This is a genomic window from Herpetosiphon gulosus (genome assembly GCF_039545135.1).
GTDB classification, from domain to species: domain Bacteria; phylum Chloroflexota; class Chloroflexia; order Chloroflexales; family Herpetosiphonaceae; genus Herpetosiphon; species Herpetosiphon gulosus.
The window spans coordinates 25395-43455 of the sequence record NZ_BAABRU010000028.1 but is presented as its reverse complement, the minus strand read 5'-3'; the positions used below and the strand labels follow the sequence as shown (position 1 = coordinate 43455).

At 64.1% G+C, this 18061-nt stretch carries 17 protein-coding genes; 8 read left to right on the top strand and 9 right to left on the bottom strand.

From position 1 onward, the window contains the following. Nucleotides 1-258: 258 nt before the first annotated feature. From ABEB26_RS23750 to ABEB26_RS23710, 9 genes are all read right to left on the bottom strand, one after another. The gene (locus ABEB26_RS23750; RefSeq protein WP_345724576.1) at nucleotides 259-1539 is read right to left on the bottom strand and encodes an exo-alpha-sialidase; all 1281 of its coding nucleotides are present in this window, start codon (nucleotides 1537-1539) and stop codon (nucleotides 259-261) included. Further along, nucleotides 1536-2252 (bottom strand): hypothetical protein, encoded by a 717-nt coding sequence (locus tag ABEB26_RS23745; protein ID WP_345724575.1) that lies wholly within the window; start codon nucleotides 2250-2252, stop codon nucleotides 1536-1538. The genes ABEB26_RS23750 and ABEB26_RS23745 overlap by 4 nt, the downstream gene beginning before the upstream one ends. 22 nt (nucleotides 2253-2274) lie before the next feature. Then, a complete protein-coding gene (locus tag ABEB26_RS23740; RefSeq protein WP_345724574.1) occupies nucleotides 2275-3438 on the bottom strand; it encodes a C40 family peptidase in 1164 nt (387 codons plus the stop codon). Next, nucleotides 3402-4655: a hypothetical protein gene (locus tag ABEB26_RS23735; protein ID WP_345724573.1), complete on the bottom strand. Its 1254-nt coding sequence runs from the start codon at nucleotides 4653-4655 to the stop codon at nucleotides 3402-3404. The genes ABEB26_RS23740 and ABEB26_RS23735 overlap by 37 nt, the downstream gene beginning before the upstream one ends. A gap of 68 nt (nucleotides 4656-4723) precedes the next feature. Then, nucleotides 4724-5296, bottom strand: coding sequence for a hypothetical protein (locus ABEB26_RS23730; protein ID WP_345724572.1), 573 nt, complete (start codon nucleotides 5294-5296; stop codon nucleotides 4724-4726). A gap of 176 nt (nucleotides 5297-5472) precedes the next feature. Next, nucleotides 5473-6399 (bottom strand): replication-relaxation family protein, encoded by a 927-nt coding sequence (locus ABEB26_RS23725; protein WP_345724571.1) that lies wholly within the window; start codon nucleotides 6397-6399, stop codon nucleotides 5473-5475. Between the two features lie 310 nt (nucleotides 6400-6709). Then, the gene (locus ABEB26_RS23720) at nucleotides 6710-9358 is read right to left on the bottom strand and encodes a hypothetical protein (RefSeq protein WP_345724570.1); all 2649 of its coding nucleotides are present in this window, start codon (nucleotides 9356-9358) and stop codon (nucleotides 6710-6712) included. Continuing rightward, on the bottom strand, nucleotides 9351-9488 hold the full coding sequence (locus tag ABEB26_RS23715; RefSeq protein ID WP_345724569.1) for a hypothetical protein: 138 nt from the start codon (nucleotides 9486-9488) through the stop codon (nucleotides 9351-9353). The genes ABEB26_RS23720 and ABEB26_RS23715 overlap by 8 nt, the downstream gene beginning before the upstream one ends. Then, nucleotides 9488-10171: a hypothetical protein gene (locus tag ABEB26_RS23710; protein WP_345724568.1), complete on the bottom strand. Its 684-nt coding sequence runs from the start codon at nucleotides 10169-10171 to the stop codon at nucleotides 9488-9490. The genes ABEB26_RS23715 and ABEB26_RS23710 overlap by 1 nt, the downstream gene beginning before the upstream one ends. Before the next feature lie 78 nt (nucleotides 10172-10249). On the opposite strand from ABEB26_RS23710, the gene ABEB26_RS23705 reads away from it, so the two are divergent. The 8 genes from ABEB26_RS23705 (at nucleotide 10250) to ABEB26_RS23670 (ending at nucleotide 18061) form a co-directional block, all read left to right on the top strand. After that, on the top strand, nucleotides 10250-10540 hold the full coding sequence (locus ABEB26_RS23705; protein ID WP_345724567.1) for a hypothetical protein: 291 nt from the start codon (nucleotides 10250-10252) through the stop codon (nucleotides 10538-10540). Continuing rightward, a complete protein-coding gene (locus ABEB26_RS23700) occupies nucleotides 10527-11789 on the top strand; it encodes a hypothetical protein (RefSeq protein WP_345724566.1) in 1263 nt (420 codons plus the stop codon). Before ABEB26_RS23705 ends, ABEB26_RS23700 begins: the two co-directional genes overlap by 14 nt. Then, nucleotides 11786-13051, top strand: coding sequence for a hypothetical protein (locus ABEB26_RS23695; RefSeq protein WP_345724565.1), 1266 nt, complete (start codon nucleotides 11786-11788; stop codon nucleotides 13049-13051). The genes ABEB26_RS23700 and ABEB26_RS23695 overlap by 4 nt, the downstream gene beginning before the upstream one ends. A gap of 15 nt (nucleotides 13052-13066) precedes the next feature. Further along, the gene (locus tag ABEB26_RS23690; protein WP_345724564.1) at nucleotides 13067-13336 is read left to right on the top strand and encodes a hypothetical protein; all 270 of its coding nucleotides are present in this window, start codon (nucleotides 13067-13069) and stop codon (nucleotides 13334-13336) included. Nucleotides 13337-13403: 67 nt separating this feature from the next. Further along, nucleotides 13404-13799: a hypothetical protein gene (locus ABEB26_RS23685; RefSeq protein ID WP_345724563.1), complete on the top strand. Its 396-nt coding sequence runs from the start codon at nucleotides 13404-13406 to the stop codon at nucleotides 13797-13799. Continuing rightward, on the top strand, nucleotides 13796-15883 hold the full coding sequence (locus tag ABEB26_RS23680; protein ID WP_345724562.1) for a helicase HerA domain-containing protein: 2088 nt from the start codon (nucleotides 13796-13798) through the stop codon (nucleotides 15881-15883). The genes ABEB26_RS23685 and ABEB26_RS23680 overlap by 4 nt, the downstream gene beginning before the upstream one ends. After that, entirely contained in the window at nucleotides 15870-16130 is a 261-nt protein-coding gene (locus ABEB26_RS23675; RefSeq protein ID WP_345724561.1) for a hypothetical protein, read from the top strand. The genes ABEB26_RS23680 and ABEB26_RS23675 overlap by 14 nt, the downstream gene beginning before the upstream one ends. Continuing rightward, entirely contained in the window at nucleotides 16127-18061 is a 1935-nt protein-coding gene (locus tag ABEB26_RS23670) for a hypothetical protein (RefSeq protein WP_345724560.1), read from the top strand. Before ABEB26_RS23675 ends, ABEB26_RS23670 begins: the two co-directional genes overlap by 4 nt.

Genomic DNA, 18061 nt, shown 5'->3' with positions numbered 1-18061 from the left:
TGCATATTTTGATGATAAAACATATATGCGTTCTACTACACGTATCGGTAGCCATTCTAACGTTATCAACATGTGGCCTGGGTTTCGATGCATCCTGGCCCCTCGTTTATGCTGAATCTTGAAGGTTGTTTGTTTCACTACTGAGCTTCTACCAGATACGCTTCAGCAATCGTCCCCTGTCTGAAATGGTAGAATAATCAAAGTAGTAAGCGATTGATTCCATGACAAACCCTTAGACGGCAATTACTCGCGCCTCCATCACGGCGCATCCAGCCGCGCCAACGCCGGAATCCGCCCGGTTGTGGCCATGGCCTCACTCGTCGTCACAAACCCCGCCTGCGTGGCGTTAATGTGCAGAAAATCGCTGGGGATGAACTGGCCCACCCACGCCACATGGGCCTGCATGCCGTGGGTCACGACGACCGCTCCGGCCTGCGCGGTATGCGGTTGGGCCATGGCGATAGGAGTCCACGGCTCGGCCCACTGGCTTTCCCATGCTCCTGCCGTGTGCAAATCGTCCGCCCCAACCCGACTCAGGCAGAGCTGCGCCCGATAGCTCCCGAATAGTCGATCCGGAAAGCGGCAGGTCGTTAGCAGCATCACCGTGTTGGTTTGCGGATCGTGGAGCAGGGGATTGGCCTCGACGATCACCGAGGACGGCGTACTCAGCCGCGTCACCTGCCAATCCTCGCGCACGGTCGAACTGGCCAACCACAGCACCCGCTCGCCATACTGCTCATGCACCACGACTAAACGACCCCCAACGGCACTCAGCGCTAACGCATGCGGCGTGGTACTGGCGATGGTCTGCGGTTGCCACGTTGTGCCGTTCTGCGTGATGACAAGCTGCACCCCACCCGCCCTGCCCTGTGCGATGACCAGCTGCGGTAATCCAGCCTGATCGGTGCGCACGTCGTCCCGCTGCCACACGGTCAACACTGTACTAGCGCTGCTTGGCAAGGGGTTGGCCAACAGCCATGTTCCGCTGCCTGCGCTCGTTTCGGTTGCGATGGTGAGGGTAAACTGCATCCCCGTGCGCGTGAGCAACGCCAGCACGGCGCGGCCATCGGGTAGGATGGCCAGTTGCGCTACGCTGGCCGGAATGGGACTCTCCACTTCGCCCCACGTCACCCCGCTATCGCGACTTTCCCACAGCCGCACCTGTCCATCGAGCGTTGCGGCGACGATGATGCGGCCTGAGCGGGCGGTGATCGCGGTCGGGCCAGCACTGGGTTCGCCCTGCCACAGACGGCGCTCATAGCGGTCGCCTGCGTGGGTTACGCCTTGCACGATCAGGGCGCTGTGACTGGCCTCAGCCATAAACTCGCTGGCGCGGAGATAACTGGTATGGGCATAGCCGTGGTCGTCGAGCGCCGTGGCGAGGCCGCGAATCACGCCGCTATCCCTACCCAAGGTGCGCGGGGTATCAAATGCCCATGCCGCAACGGATGCCGTCGTGGTTGGTGTTTGGGCCGTGGTGGCTGCTGGAGCGATGAGGCAGATCAGCACCATGGGCAAGAGCAATCCACGCCGGATCATCGCAGCACCCCCGCCCGACTGCGCCAACTCCAGAGTGCGAGGATCAGCACGCCCACAATAACCACAATCGGCAGCCACAGCGTCCATGGGCGGGTGGTTGGTGGGGTCGGTGGGCTACTGGGCATAATCGCCAGCACCGGTTGACTACTGGTCGGCATCGGACTGGGTAGGCTGGTTGGGGTTGTCGCTGGCACGGTGCTGGTCGGCTCGCTCGTCGGCGGCACGGCTTCGCTGGTCGGCAGCTGCGCTACCTCTACCGTGGCGGTTTGGGCGGCGAGGGCGGTTCCGGTCACGGGTGGGGCAAGGGCAGCGGTCGGGTCATCGGCTTGGGTCGGGCCGCCCGCCCAGTCTTGCTCGAGGGCGTGATGGGCGACTCCGGTCACTGGGTCGATCTGCACGGTCAAGGTTGTCAGGCCCACCACCGACTGAATGGGATAGCCTGCGGCATACGGCGCTTCCCACGGCAGGATTGCCCCATCGGCAGCGGCCAGCGTGACAACCATGCGATCCGCTGGCAAGGCGACCACGGCCAATCCCTGCGCGTCGCTGGTCGCTGTGATCGGGTGGCCGCCGACGGGTATGAACGTGATCGCAACCCCGACCACGGGCTGCATCGTCGCCGCATCCTGCACCCGCACGGTGATCGGAGTGGTTTGGGCAGCGGCGACGAACGGACTGACGAGCAGCATCACGAATAAAAAACACCAACGCATCGAACGACTCCTTTAATAGAGGTTAACGATAGGGATTGACAAAATACCCAGCGCCCCACAGACGGGGTGTCCCATCGGGCCATGGAGCCATTAACCACGGCTTGGTCAACCAATTGTCCTCAATCCGAATACCCCATGCCGGACTCAAGGCATGCACCAAATCGGGCGTGCCATTGCCATTCATGTCGCCGATATACATGCCTACATGGGTGGGCGGACTGTTGAAGCGGCTGCTATCGGTGTGGAAAAAGACCAAATCACCCGGTCGCAGCTCGCTGATGCCAATCCGTTGGAGTTGGGGACTTTGCCACATCGCTTGCGACGTGCGCGGAATCGTCAATCCCACACTGCCATACGCCGCATACATCAGCCCTGAACAATCAAAGCCGCCTTCGGCCTCACTCTCGCCGCCCCACACATAGGGCCATGCGAGCTTACTGACCGCATAGGCCACCAAGGGATTCGTGCCCGGCGGAACCGCGACGGGCGTGCCGTTAATCGGCGCTCCTGGTCCACCGCCTGCGGGCATGGTCGGGAACGGAACCCGCGCAATATTGCCTGCACAGGTCGGGTCACGGCGATTCTGCACCACGATCACGCCATCGGTCGGCTGCTCGCGGAGCAACGCATCGGCAGGCGTGCGGTAGAACACGACAAACACAGGTTTGCCCATAGGCGTGCGAATCGGAATCTGGCCGCGCCATGGCATGCCTGCCTCCAGCCGCGTTGGCAACGTGATCGCGGTCGTGGCCAGCGTGGCGGTATCGGTCGTCCACCAGCCGCGTGCCGCTTGTCCGGCATCCTGTTCAACCTCGCGAATGACGACCTGCGCCGCCAGATCGAGCGGCAGGGATACCGCGCTGGTGAGTTCGAGATCGACCCACTGAAGCTGGCCCCCGCCTATCGCCGCTGGAGCTTCCTCGCCGCTGGTAATCGCATGCACGGTCACGCGCAGCCCATTGCTCAGCACGTCGTGGCCGAGCATGAATTGGTCACGGTGATAGTAGGGCGTGACCGTGGGCACTGCCGCTATTGCGGTCGGATCGCCTGCCATGACGGGCGTGGGACACCACCACTGAGGCTTGCCCGTGATCGGATGGGTGGAAGCCGCCGGAAGCGGGCGACCTCCACAACCAGCCAAAAACAAGATTATGACAAGTCCGACGCGTCGGAAGCGGGATTGCATGCGATCTGTTCCTCCATCCATGTAGCGACCAACGTCCAGCGTTCGCGGTGGCGCAACTGGCTCTTGGCCTCATCGGGTACACCAGACAATGCAAAGTGGTGATTGCCCAAAATCCGGTGGCGCACGTGCAATTCGACCTCGGTTTGGATGCGCATGCCTGGCTCCAACCGTGGCAGCGTTTCAGCCACCGCCAAGGGAACCAACAACGGCACGATCTGGTGCTCGATGCGTTGGCCACGGGCGGGCGGTGGCCGATCAAAGGCTTCGGTGACGCGCATCAGCACGACCTGTTCATGCTGGCGGTCAAAGCGAAAGCGGCTGGTTGGCTCCTTGAGGACTCCGGTGACCGTGCCCGACAGTTGGCCAATCAGGTATTGCTGACGACTGGCATCCCCGCGTGTCAAGGCGGCACTGCCCACCAGCACATAGGGTTGGGTCTGGAACAAGCCGCCAAACTCACTGGTGCGGGCATAGCGACCATCGAAGTGGGTGCGCACGACCAAGCGACCACTGACCGTCAACATCCGCCCCGGCTGGAAAGCCAGATTGAGGCTGGCCGCATCGCGCGGGACGAGCATCACCACGGTCGAGATTTGGGGCAGCACATCATCATGCCCATGCACCTGATCGTAGATGGCGACCGTGTAGCGATTGAAGGCTCCACCAGCGGTTGGCCGCACGACCGTGACCGGATCATTGGTTGCTCGCCCCACGACGGTAATGTGATTGGTTCCCCAGCGATCCGCATGCGGCGCAAAGGCTTGGGTGGTTGATCGCGCACGCGGCACGCGCGGGCCAGCATAGCGTGGGCGTTCGGGCTGCGCGATGGGTGCAGCGAGTCCGGTAGCGGGTGGCGTGCTGGGTTCGGTGGGCCGCATCGTGATCGATTCGACCCGATGGCGATCTGGCTGGACTGGCGCGGCAGGGTTGACGACCACGGGCTGCACCGGCGGAACGGGATGATCAACCATCGGCTGCGCAACTGGCTCCACAATCGCCGTGACTGCCCGGGGGATCACCGCCGTGATCGGGGGCAATTCGGCCATCGGCGCGGCGGCAACAGGCATAGAAGCCACATCAGGCGTGGCCTCAGCCAGCGTGATCTCCTCCTCCGGCGCGGCGTTCTCAACGAATCCTGATTCATTCTCCACCATACGACCTCCGATCCGAGCAAATGGGCTGCGCCGACGGCGCGGTGAAAGCATGTGAGCGGTCATGCGAAACTCCTTCAAACAAAACAGACTGCGAAAGAAAAACACCCAGTTAAGAAAAGACACCACCGAGATTAGCGAGCGAGCTGCGTGATTGGGACAGGCGGCGGCAATGCCGTGCCATCGACGATGGGTTGCCATGTCACGTCCGTCCATGGGCCATCGGGAGTGGCATATCCGATGACGATCTGCGGCCAGTGCGGGGTCCAGGCGTAGTCCACGATGGCCCGCCGTGCTGGCGTGGTCACAATCAGCGGAATCGGCACGGGAAACCCCCGCGAAGTTGCCAAGTCGCGATACCAGCGTGCCCGCATGGCGTGCTGATCGCGCGAGACTTGTTCGTGGTCAGGAACCAGTAAGTACCACGTATCCTGCTCCCGTTCTCGTGGCGCGGCGCTATTCCAGCGCAGGATTGGCGGTGATGGCCGACGGCTCGGGGTGGTGCGCGTGCGCAGGCCCACGATCCGGCCACCGCCGCGATAGAGGTCGAGCACCGTCGTTTGTACGCTGACCAGATCGGGCAAGCGTTGGGCGGTTTCGATCAGGGCAGCGGCCATGCGAATCGGCGGCAAAATCGCCAGATCGGTCGCGGGAACAGCGGTGGCGTGGTAGCGCATGGCGATGCGTTGGCGACCGTTACTCAGCACCGTGGCGTGTAAGAGCTTCTGCTGGACGAGCGGCCGCAGGATACGCCGAATCGCCTGATCGCCCTTGGTGGGAAACCAGATCCGACCGATGGTGGCACGATCCAGTGGCCCCAAGGCCATCAGTCCGGCGTGCAGGCTAGCGACAAGGATGGGATCATGCGGCGTGAGACAGGCGGTCATGCGATCACCGCCTCGGCCCATACAGCACGGAGCAAGGGAACCTGATAGGTCATGTCGCGGTGATGCTGATGGGTCCAGATCGGAGCCAGTGCCCCATGGGTATGAATCGCGTCAAAGGTCGTACAGCGAATGGGGCCACCGGGCCAGCCGCGATCCCACGCATCGAAGATCACGCGTTGGCGGCGTTCGGTCGGGACGGCAAAGGCAATCAACGGCCATTGAAAGCGCGACTCCCACGATTTGGAGGCGAACAGTGCGCCATAGGATTGGGCCTTGCCCGTGATGATGCTCGGTTCCTCGGTTCCCCGATCGATCTCAATCGCAAATAGCTCGTCGATTTGCCCTTCTTGGCGGGGGACAACCAACCACGGATAACACGATGAGCGCTCATCAGCATGGGCCATCGCATGCTTCCAGCGGCGCAGGACGACAATCCCATCAGCGCGGGGGCGGGCTTGCTCACTCAGATCCATCTCGATATAACTACTCATGCCGATAATCCCCGGAATGGTGTCGAGATCACGCAGGATGCTCGTGACCAGATCGGCGTATTCGATTTGATGCTCCGCTTGATGACGCGGATTGAAATAGGTTGGTGCAAGGCGTTCCTTGCCTTCCTCAAGCTGGGGAAAGGCGGCTTTGAGATAGTCCCAGCCCATGGGCGTGAGGCTATAAATCCGACCGTGACGTTTCCACAACTGGTTCGTGCGCTGCCGCTGGCGAGCCGATGGCGCTTCAAAGTGTTCGACATAGGTGATGAGTCCGGCTTCGGTTAAGCGATTCAGGGATTGATAGGTATTGCGAAGCGCGCGTCCTGGCCACGCGACATGCAGGTGGCGAGCAAGGAGGCGACCAAGGCGGGCTAAGAGCAGCAAGCTCTCGGTTTCCATGGCGTTCGGGGCATAGCCCGTGGGAGTCTTCATACCAAGCTTTCTCCAGCGGATTGGCTGGCTAGGTGATCGGTGGATTGATCGATGAATAGCAGGATTGTCATTAGTGGCTGCGCGGTGGAGTGCACGAACGCCGGATGAACGACGAGATTGAAAATGGTGGCTGCGCAGGCTGTTAAAGAGTGTCGGCACGACCAAATGGCCGTCCAGCCCACTCCCTGAGCAGGCGCACCCCACTTGACGATAGTGCAACCGTGCTGCAACGATAGTGCAACGGTACTGCACTGGTTGTGCACTCCTCCATGAACGGATGCACGGTCTGACCAAATGGCTGATTGCCGGTTCATCGACGACCGCGCTGCTCAGACCGTGGCGCAATCAGCGGCGCAGCGGCAGGCGGTGACGGGTCGGATGGCGCTGGTTGTCCCTCTTTCGTTATGTCAATTCTTAGCTGGTTTCGTTGCGCTTCTGTGGGCATGCCAACGCGGGATCGTGACCGTGATCGCGCGGGTCGCGTTGGTGTCTGCGGCGTGCGTTGTTCGACCGTGGGTGCTGCTGGTTCCGCCATGGGCGCATGGGTCGCGGTCGCCACGGCAGGGGTTGCCTGCCCTGTAGGAGCTTCCGGTTGCGCTGGCGATGGCGACGTGGCGGTGCTGGTAACAACGGGCGTTGGCGCGGCGCTCTTGCTCTGTCCGGTTCCGTTGGTTGGACTGGATGCTGGCGATGGCGGTCGTTGCGGCCCACGCGCTGCGTTGCTCGTCAATTCCGGCGTGCGCGGTGCGGAAGTCTGTGCGCGTGTTGGCGGCGTGGCCACGCTACTCCGCAGCGGCGCGGCAGCGGGTAATTCCTGCGTCGGCGGCGTGGGCACGTCCAGCTGCGTTCTGTTTGCAAGTGCAGGCGGTGGCGTGCTGGCCGTCGCGTGGATCGCGGGCGCTGGTGTCGGTGCATGGGCAATGCTGGCGATTGATGGATATGCCGTGTTCGATTCCGATGGCGCATCGAGCGCTGCACCCTCGGTTGCTGCTTCTGATGTTGCCGAACGACCAGCGCTGGAAACCAAGGGCTGGGTTGGCGGCAGATCAGTGGCAGGTGGTCGTGCCGTGCGGGGCATGGGCCGCGTTGGCAGTTCCGGCGTGGGTGCATCGGTTGGCCGTGGCGCGGCGCTGGACATGCGGGAGCGGTCGCCATCGCGACGAGCAACGGGCGCGGCGCTGCTTGGTTGTCCTGATCGTGGTGCTTGCGCGGTTGGTCGAGCGCTCGTCGATGCGGGCGGAGGCGCAAACAGCCATTCGGGTGTGACCTCGTTCTCATGGACATAGGTCACGCCTGTGGCAATCGCCTTGCCCCCAATCATGGTCGTGATCGCCTGATCCGTGCGGTCAAGCTGGGTATCGGTGCGCACTTCCGCCGTGCGGAGCATGGCCGCTTCCTTGACCTCGATCTGGTGGTCAAGCTGCTGCACACGTTGCACGGTGCGCTGGGTCGCCTGCTGCATGCGCATGACCATGCCTCGCGGATTGATCAGGGATGGCAGTGCGCTGCTGGTGTGGGTGCTGCTGGGTGCTTGGGCGGTGCTTCCGGTTGCCGTCGATTCCTGCATCGGCGTTGTGCGGAGCAGGGTTGACGGAGCCATGGTCGGCTGGGTCGCGGCGGGATCGGCGGTGGCCGTGTAGTGTCCCGTGGCCGTTACCCGTGCTTCGGTGGCTGCGGCAGGCTGGTCACTCAGCAGGCGTTGCAGCGGCTCGCGACTCACGACCGTGCGCACGGCGGCAAACCCTTGCCAACTCAACCCCATCGCAAAACGCAGCACCCGCCATTGCACCCAGACGAACAGCGGCAGCACCACGAGCATGGTCGGATAGGCCATGGCAATCCCTACTTGGGTCGGTGTGCCAAAGAGCAGGTAGGTCGCGAGATTGGTTCCGACCGCGAGCACCGTTTGCCAGCCACTGATCTGGAAGAAACTGCGATAGACCACGGCGACCCACTGGCGCTGGTTGCCGAGCATGCCGAGTGGGGCCACTACAATCCCCAAGAGAAAGAGCAGTGCGCCGCAGACGGTCATCAGCGCTTGGGCAAGGGTCGGCATGAGCGTGGCCAAGGCCGCAAGGATGCCCACGACCGCGTGCAGCGTGCCACTACTGGCCGTGTTCAAGGCTTCGCGGCGCTTCTGCATGCCACTGGGGTCACTGGTGAACGACCCGCCATACCACGGCTGGGTGCTATCGGGATAAAACATCGCGGCAAAATCGGGTGGCAAGCCATCGAATTGCACCGTGACCGTCCCGTCGGGCGTGGTCTGATTCACCCCATCAACGCCACTGATCAAGCTGGTGCGATCTGTCCGCCAGAGGGCCAAAACGGCATCCATCGGCGTGTACATCGGGTGGGCACAGACCGTGCTGCTGGCGATATGGGTGGCACAGCCCGACGCGGTGGCTGGAACCGCCAGCACCGCAGCGCGACGCGCATAGGCGGCATTGGCCGGATCGAAGGGTTTTACCGGGTTGCCATCCTGCCCGACCGTGATCCACGCGGCGGTGATCGGCGGCAGGGTCTCGACGATGGGCGGCATGATCAGTGCCGGAACCTGCGTCACGAGCTGAATCGTGGTGGCATAGAGGCTGGGCGCGGCGATGGCCAACAGCACCATGATCAGTGACCAGCGGACAAACGCCCGTGGTTGGACGAGGCGGAGCTGGAAGCCACTGCCCATCAGCATCAAGGTCAATCCCAAACCGAGCATGCCAATGGCCAAGGCGCGGCTGTACCAATTGCCCATCAGGGCGCTGGTTAATGGCCCAACCCACCCAGAAAAGCCCACTGTCGCGTTCGGCAATGCGCCTGCCATGACCACGCCAAGCACGACCGCACAGGCTTCGTGCAACAAGATCAGCATGCGACTGATCCACCACGCGGGCATGGCGACCCAATACTGCATCAGGTCGATCAATAACCCCTTATTACTGGCATCCATTAACTGGTCATTCATCCTGACTGGCTCCTTCCTCGCTCACCACGAGCGCCATGACCGCGCGGCGATCCGGCGTGACGGGTGGCGGCACGGGGTCATCCCATGGCGGAATCGCGCTGATCGGCGGGATCGGCGTTGGTGCGTCCATTACCACAGCGCCTCCGCCGCGAGGGTTAAGGGAATCGAATACCAGATGCCGCCCGATGCCCGGCGTTGTTTGGCTTGATAGAGGGTATGGGCGAGCAAGGTGGGGAAGCCGAGCCACATGCCGAGCGGGGTGGTGCTGGCGGGAGTGGCGGTGGCGCAGCCATGGGCGAGATGGACGATGACATCGAGATCGGCGACGCGCAGGCAATGCATGCCCTCGGTGCGGGGCAGCACGCCATATTCTTGACACTCCGTAACTTCCTGCGGTGACAACACGGCACAGGCGATCCCGATACCAGCGGCGTTGGGGGCGAACACATCCATAGAGACCTCCGTTGGGTCAAACCGTTCTGCCTCCAGCATAGCGGGATGGGCGGCGGGTGGTGCGATGGCGATGCGACGGCAATGCGATGGGCATGCGACGATGCGACGGCAATGCGATGGCTGTGCGATGGCAATGCGATGGGCATGCGACGATGCGACGGCAATGCGATCGCCGTGCGATGGGCATGCGATGGGCATGCGACGATGCGACGGCAATGCGATGGCCGTGCGATGGCCGTGCGATGGGCATGCGACGATGCGACGGCAATGCGATGGCCGTGCGATGGCCGTGCGATGGGCATGCGACGATGCGACGGCGATGCGATGGCCGTGCGATGGCCGTGCGATGGTGTTGTGCATTGCCACGACATCGCCATCGCACCATCCGCCGCGCTGCTCGCTAGAATCGAGAGAGCAGTATTTTTTTAGAAAGGAGGCGTGCATGATCGGTGTTCGGCGCGTGGGCGCATGGCTGGCGGCGCTCACCACCATTGTCGTGAGTTGGCCCACCCCAGCCGCGCAACCCGGACCACTCGCCACGCCCGTGGTGCAGTTGGTGGCCCAGCCCAGCGTGGCCGTGCCCGGCATGGGAGTAACGGTGGTCGTCACTCAGCCTGCCGAGGCCGTGACCGCGACCCTGACGATCCGGCTGTCGCCCGCCGTGGCATGGGATCGGGTGGACAGTCACAATCGGGCCTGTGGAATCAGCGGCGCGGTGGCGAGCTGTGACGCGCTGGCTGATCCGGCGCTGCCAGCGGTGACGACGCTGGCCTTCACGGTTCCGGTGACGGCGACCGACTCGCTGGTGATCACCGCGCAGCGCCGTGATCGCCCCGATGATCCGGTGATCACGACCGTTCTCGTGGATCAGACGCGCACGGTTACCCCCGCTGCGACCGCAACCGTGGCGATACCGCCGAGTGCCACGGCCACGCTGGAGCCAACGGCCAACAGCACGCCAACCGCGACGGTGACGGATGCGCCAACGGCCACCGCAACGGCGAGCAGCACGCCAACCAGTGTGCCAACCGTGACCGCAACGGCGACCAGCCTACCAACCGCGACCGCAACGGCCAGCAGTACGCCCCTGCCCAGCGTCCCACCCCCTGATTCGGTCGATGGTGGACTCCCCCCGATCATTGTGTTTCCAACGCTGACGGTTGTGCCTGCGGCAACGGTCGTGCCAGTCCCCAGTGGCAGCACCACGCCGCCTGTGCCCACCGCCTGTGTCGTCGATGGCCAGCCCGTGGCGGTGGTGGATAGCCAGATTCGGGCAGGCGTGGAGCCGTGTGCGCTCATCAGTCTACCGCTGGCCGTGCAGGCGATTCCCCCTGCATTGGCGCATGTGGTGGCCGAGGCCGACAGCGAGCTGCGGGCCGGACCAGGCCTTGCCTATGTGCCGCTCGCCCATATCCCACGCGGGTATGCGGTCACGCTGACGGGACGGATGTTTCAGGGCTATGTCGAAGTCACGGCCTTTCGGGTCGGGGCCGCGCCCTTGGCTGGCTGGCTCTGGAGTGCCGACTTAATCGTGGATAGCCTTGTGACCACACCGCTGCCGACCGTGGCTGATCCGGTGGCGGCGTTGCCCTCGCCCGTTGTGCCGCTGCCAACGCTGGCGAATCCGGTTGGAGTTCGCCCAACGGCGACGCTGCCCGTGCTCGGCTGGCGCATGCAGGCGTTGCCCCCCACCACGCGCATGGTGACGGTGCAGGTCTGTCGTGGCACGGCGACCTGTGGCCGCGATCAGGGGATTGCAGGCATGGCGGTGGTGGTGGATAGCGCGGCAGGGGATCGGGTCGCGCAGGGCTGGACGGATACCACCGGACGCTGGGTCGTGACCCTGCCCATGCACGAGGGCTTGGTGGTGCGCGTGCCATGGCTCGGACAGGTGGTGGCGTTGGCGGCAACCGCCGAACGGGTGCATCTGCCCGTCACGGAGGCCGTGCTGCCGCCCACATTCGGAGGTGCGCCATGACGAGTCCCTATGACCATGAATTTCAGGCGTTTGTGGCTCCGCTACTGGCAGGCTTGTCAGTGGCCGGACGACACGCCGAACTCGACCGCTTGACCGACCTCTGGCAGCGCGAAGGCGCGGTTCCGGTCAATGGCCAGCTCGTCTGGTTGGGTACGCCTGCCACGGCCCGCCCGCCCGTGACCCCGACCGCTGCCACCGCCCCACGCGGCGCACCGCGCTGGTTGGGGTTGGTGATCATCGCGGTGGTGCTGCTGGGCTGGGGGCTGCTCGGTCGGCGCTCGCAAGCCGCACCGTTGGCCGAGGGCGTGCTGCGTCCGGTGACCGTCGCGGCGGATGGCGAGGCCGCTCCGGTGCAGCTCGTGATCGGGCCGCAGGCGTTTGCGGTGCTGGCGTTTGACCCCGCGCTAGGCTGGCCTGATCCGGCTGGTATTCCCACTGGCACAGCGGTCTGGGGTGGGACGCGCAGTCAGGTGGTGATCGGCCTTGATCGCGCAGCGCTCGAAGCCAATGACCTCGCGGTGGGGTCGGTGTTGACGCTCCAGCAGGCGCAGGGCGAGCCGCGCACGCTCACGGTCGTGGCGCGGCAGATCGTGGCGGTGCATGCCGGATCAGCGATTCCCCAGCAGCAGGTCGGGGTGACGCTGGTGCTCTGGGATCAGGACGATCTGACGACGCGCACGCTGATTCAGGCACTGCCCAGCGAACAGCCATTGCTGACGACCCATGATGCGACGTTGCCGCTGGCGGTGACGGGCATGGACTGGACGCTGGTGGAACTTCAACCCACGCTCATGGTCAGTGTCACGGTGGGGCCGACCGCGCGTTCCGGCGTGGTCAGCCGCCATGGGGTGGCACTCGTCAGCCTGCCCGTGGCGAGCGCGACGACGATCACGCTGCCGATTACCGCCACCGCCATGCCGGGTACGCGGGTCGATCTGGCGCTGGTGGTCGATGGGCAGGCCGTGCCGCTCAGCATCGCCATGCCGGACGCACCAGTTTTGCAGGTGGACTGGCAAACGGTCACGGCGACACCCAACGGGTTGGCAATCACGACCGTGCTGCGCAGTCCGGCGACCGTGCTCAATCCTGCCGACGCAACCTGCACGGCGGGCGGCGTGACCCAGCCATTGCAGCCGGATCGTCCGTGGCCGCTCGTGATCACCACCGCCCAAACGGTGGTCTGGACCTGTCCGCATGACCCCGCGCAGCCCGTTCCGGTGACGGTGCAGCTGGGGTCGGTTGGTCAATCGATTCTTCCCTAAGCATTGGAGGTTCGTATGGCTCGTTTGGTGGTCGCCGCTGGTGGGTTCGATGTGATGGAGTTGGTGAATAAACTCGTCAATATCGACAGTTTGTATACCTTCGCGTGGGTGGTCTTTGGTTTATGCGGCGTGACCTTCGGGGTCATGTTGTTTGCGGGGTCGTTTGCCAGCGCCTTGGCCAAGAAGCTGCGCATCGCCTATTTCCTCGGCGGGATCATGCTGATTGCCTTTATTCCCATCGTCTTGGACTGGGTCAAACCTGCCTTCAAGGCGGTTGGGCAATAGGGTCGGTAGGGTGGACGCTGCGGAGCGGTCGTGCTGCGCAGCGTCCTTTTTTTCAAGGAGGTCTCTGATGCAGGTGTTTCGACCCTTTTTACAACCGCCTACCACGATTGTCAGCGTTCCGGCGCTGGGTGGCTTGTCCATCGGTGATTTGGTGACGCTGGGGGGTGGCGGCATGGCCATGAGTCTGGTGCTTGGCCCCACGGGCGTGCCGCTGCTGGTGCGGCTGTTGGTTGGTGTGGTGCTGGGGCTGGTGGTGGCACGCGGAACCTATCAGGAGCAGCCGCTGCGCACGGTGGTGGTCGGCGTGCTGCGGTATGGATTGGTGCGGCTGCTGGCTCCGCAGCGCTTGACGGTGGATTGTCGGCAGTTGGGGCAGGGCGAGGCCACGGGCCGCACGACCACGACGGCGGTGATGCAGCCGGATGGCACACTGGTCAGTTTGGCTGATCGGGGGCAGCCATGACTCCACCACTGTTGCTCCAATTGCACGGCCTTGAGGTGGTCAATCTCCATCCGCATCAGTGGGAGGTGGCGATTGACCGCGTGCGACAGGCGCTGCAAAGTCTGGTCGTGGATTGGCGCTTGATCAGTGTGGTCGCGCCGCGCTCGTTGGCCCAGCGTCGCCAGCGGATTCATGACCAACTACGCTTGCTCGACCCCAGCGACCCGCGCCATCCGCGTCTGACCGCGCAGTTGCTCCACATGCAGGACTTGGAACAGCACGCCATGACCAGTATGACCCACTATCTCGTGGTCTGGTGTCCGCCGAGTTTGGCCCATACCACGGTCGAACATACGTTGGGGCGGGCCTGTGGTGGGGCGACGCGGTTGAGTAGCCTGCCCTTTGTCTTGGGTGCGCCGACGGTGCATCTGAGTGCAACAACCGGTGTGGCCGATACACCCACGGGCCAACGCTGCTGGCAGGGCATGCTGGCCGAACGCTGGCATGGGTCGCTCTCGCCCTTGCTGTTTCGCTCGCTGTTACTCGAACAAACCCATGCAATTATCGTGGTCGATGCGCTGACCATGGCCCCCGACCGTGCCCGCACGACCATGGATGTGGCCTTGCAACGGCTTGATGCCCATGCGGCACTCAATCCGACCTATGACGAAGCCCGTCGCCACGCCGTGCAGGATTGGCAAGCGGCCTCGACCCATCTGGAGCGGGGCGCACTCTTGCACACGGTGCAGGTGGCGGTGTTTGTCGGGGCGGCCTCGCCCGTGCTGGCCCGCACGCAGGCCCAAGCGGCCCGCCAAGCGCTGGGATCGACGATCACGTTCAGCCCGATGCTCGGTCGCCAACCGGATTTGCTGCCGCTGCTCGGAACCCGCGCGACCGCCACGCTTGACCTGCCCACCCATGGCCATCCGATGATTACCGCGCAGCTGGCGACGCTGCTACCGATCTATCTGGCCCAGCGCTCGCAACCACCTGCGTCGGCGTTATTGGCGGGGGTGGATGAGTTGCGCGGCACGCCGTTGCTCTTGGATTTGACCGCGCTGCCTGCCTTGCACGGCTTTTTCTGTGGGGCCACGGGCAGCGGCAAGAGTAGCTATGTCGCCACCCTCGGCTCGCGCCTGGTCGATGATGCAGGCTACCAACTGATTCTGCTCGATCCCCAAGGCGCATTTGCTCCGCTGGCCGAAGCCTATGCAGGGCGGGCCTCGGTCAATCGGGTGGCCTTGGATACCCTGCGGCTGAATCTGCTTGACCCGATTGTTGACCTCCAGCATGACCTCGTAACCCAAGTGCTGCACGTGGAAGAAGTGCTGCAATGGCTCTTAGACGGGGCACTCACCCAACGGCATCGCCAAACCCTGCGGCGGGTGCTCTCGGTGATCTATGCCACCCATGCTGCCCCACGCTTGTCGGATGTGGTGGCCTTGTTGGCCGAGGACACCACGGGTCTGCGTGACCTGCTGCTGCCGTGGACGCTGTCGCCCTTTGCTGAGGTCTTTGATCAACCCTCAACGATGGATTTGACGCTTGACCCCAGTACCCCGGTGGTGATCTACGACGTGTCGGACGCGGCGATGCCGGAGCATATCAAGCAATTTTTTCTGATTTTGATCGCCAGCGCGATCCAACGCGAGATTCGGCTCAAACCACGCAAGGCGATTATTGGGATTGATGAGGCCGGGGTCTTGTTTGCCAATCCGCTGCTGGCCAGCTTTGCCGAACGCTTAGCCAAGACCGCGCGGCGCTTCGGCGCGGGCGTGTGGGTGATTGACCAGACGACGCATTTATTAGGCACGAAGGCGGGTGCGGAGATTTTTGAAAACAGCTTTATCACGGTGATCGGCACGATGCGCAGTGACCAATTGCCCGCCTTACGCGAGCGCTTCCCGATGGTGACCGATGCCCAGTTGCAGTGGATTACCGGACTGGGCATGACCGATGAACAGCGCCAAGAACGCGCCGGGCAATACCTGATTATCGTCAACGAAACGCCGTATCTGATCTACAACCATCTCTCGCACTGGGAATGGCAATTAATCCCCCAACGCGCAGTGCTCCACGAGGAGGTCGGCCATGGGACGGTTTGATCGCTGGTTTGGGGCTGGGGTGACCGATCCGACGGTGGCGGCGCGGCAACGCGCGGCAGCATGGGGGGTATTCTTAGCAGCCCAACGCGCGGCCTTGCCACCCCGGCCTGTGGGTGATGGCGTGCCATCGTCCACCGATCCGGCCTTCGTAGCTGGTGGCATGGCTCCGGTTCGGTCGCCGCTTGCCGCGCCTGCTACCGCGACCACAACTGTCCTCGTGATCGAGGATGGTGAGGAGGTCGTATGAGCCTGCTGATCCTCATCCTATTGGTCGGTGGTGGCGGCTGGCTGCTCATGCGGGTGCTGGCCACGATCACGACCGACCAAACGGCGTGGATGGTGTGGCGGGTGCGGGTTCCGGCGGGGGTTGCTGCGACGACGCTGCGCGATGCGCTGGTTGATGGGGTGGGCATGGGATCGGCATGGCTGTGGCTTGTGCCCACGGCGCAGGGGCGGCAACTCGTGCTCCAGACCACGCCTGCGACCCACAGCCTGCTGCTGACGACGCTGCACGAACGAATCCCATTGGCCACGTTGCGCCCCGTGACCCTGACCCTGCCTGCGCTGCGCTGGCGACGCGGTGGGGGTGCTGATCCGCAGACCGTGCAGGGCTGGATGCTGCGCAACGGCATGGTGCAGGCCGTCCATGCGACCCCGCAGCGCTGGGGTTTTGCCCGCGCCATGGTCTGGTTGTTGGGGTTGCTCCGACCGCAGCCATGGACGGGCGACCTGCCGCTCGACGAAGCCGCCTTGCTGCCGGATCTACCGTCGTTGCCTGCCCTGCTGCCCGTCGTGGATGGGGTGGGGTGGCGGTTTAGTGCGGACATCGCGTTGCCCTTGGGCACGCCGCTCGATCTGGTCGGGCCTGCGTCGCAGCGCTGGGTAACAGTCGCGCAGCTTGTTGAACAAAGCCTGACCGCCCATGCCAGTGTTGTCGCACTGGTGACTCCGGCCCATGCCGCGACCCTCGTGCCCATGCTCGAACCGCTGGGGCAGCGGCTGCGGGTCGTCGATGGTCGCCAGCCTGCGGTCACGACCACGCTGGATGTGGCCGCGTGGCTCGACGATGCTGCCATGACCACGCTGCTGGGAATGCTGGCGGATTTGCAACCGCACGATGCCCTGTGGCAGACCATGCCGACCCTGCTCGCCCACTGGCGCAGCCGCCCGCATCCCAGCCTTGGCGATCTGATCGCGCTGGCCGGACAGGTGCTGGCCACCCCCAATCATGCGGCGATTGACCAGCGCATGGCCGCCCAACGCTGGCAGGTGCGCCTGCGGCACTGGCGGACGCTGGACTGGTTAAGCGTCTTTGCCACCCCATGTGACGATCTGCCGCTGCTGCTCCAGCGGGGTGGGGTGGTCGTGGTGGTGCTGCCCGCTGATCCGGCGCAGGCGGCGGTGCTGCAATCGATTCTTGCCATGGCCCTGCCGTCGTGGCAGGCAGGCAGTCCGCGCCCGATCCTGACCGTGAGTGATCACCCGTGGGCCGAGGCGACCATCCAATCGGGCGATGCGCGTGCCCCTCGGACGGTGTGGCATGGCTATCTCGGTGGTGGCGTGCTGCCGACCACGGCGGTCTTAAAGGCGCATCGGCTTGATCCGTGGATGCTCGTCACCATGCGCGGCCTGGTACTGGCCCACGCCGAGGTCTGCGTGCATGTGGCCGACCCGTGGTGCACGATCGGACCGATCGCGCCGCTGGATGCGCCACCGTCGCACGTCTTTTGGCAGTGCGATCCCGCTGATCTGTTTCAGCCTGTGGTGGCCTTGCCCTCGACAGCAGCGGGTGGGGCGGAACCCGCCAGTGCGGCGCTCGTCACCGACCCGATGCAGCCACCCACCGCCCGTGCCATGCCCCCCGTGGCCCAAGTGACCCATGATGCGGTGCTGACGGATGACCAGCTGCACGCCCTGATCGAAGCCCTGCTGGCGGATCGGCGCAATGGGGTGTCAACCAAACAGGCGGCCACCGTCTTGGGCGTGGATCGGGGGCTGGCCGAACGGCTGGTGGCATTGGCAGCGGAACGATTCGCAGCGGTCTTGGGCAATCACCCGCGTCAGGGCTTGCTGCTGAAACGGGACGTGACCGAGGCCGAGGTCTGGGCTATGGTCGGGCTTGACGGTGATGACACCGATGGGGCAATCGCGGAGGAATCGCTATGCATGGACGCTTAA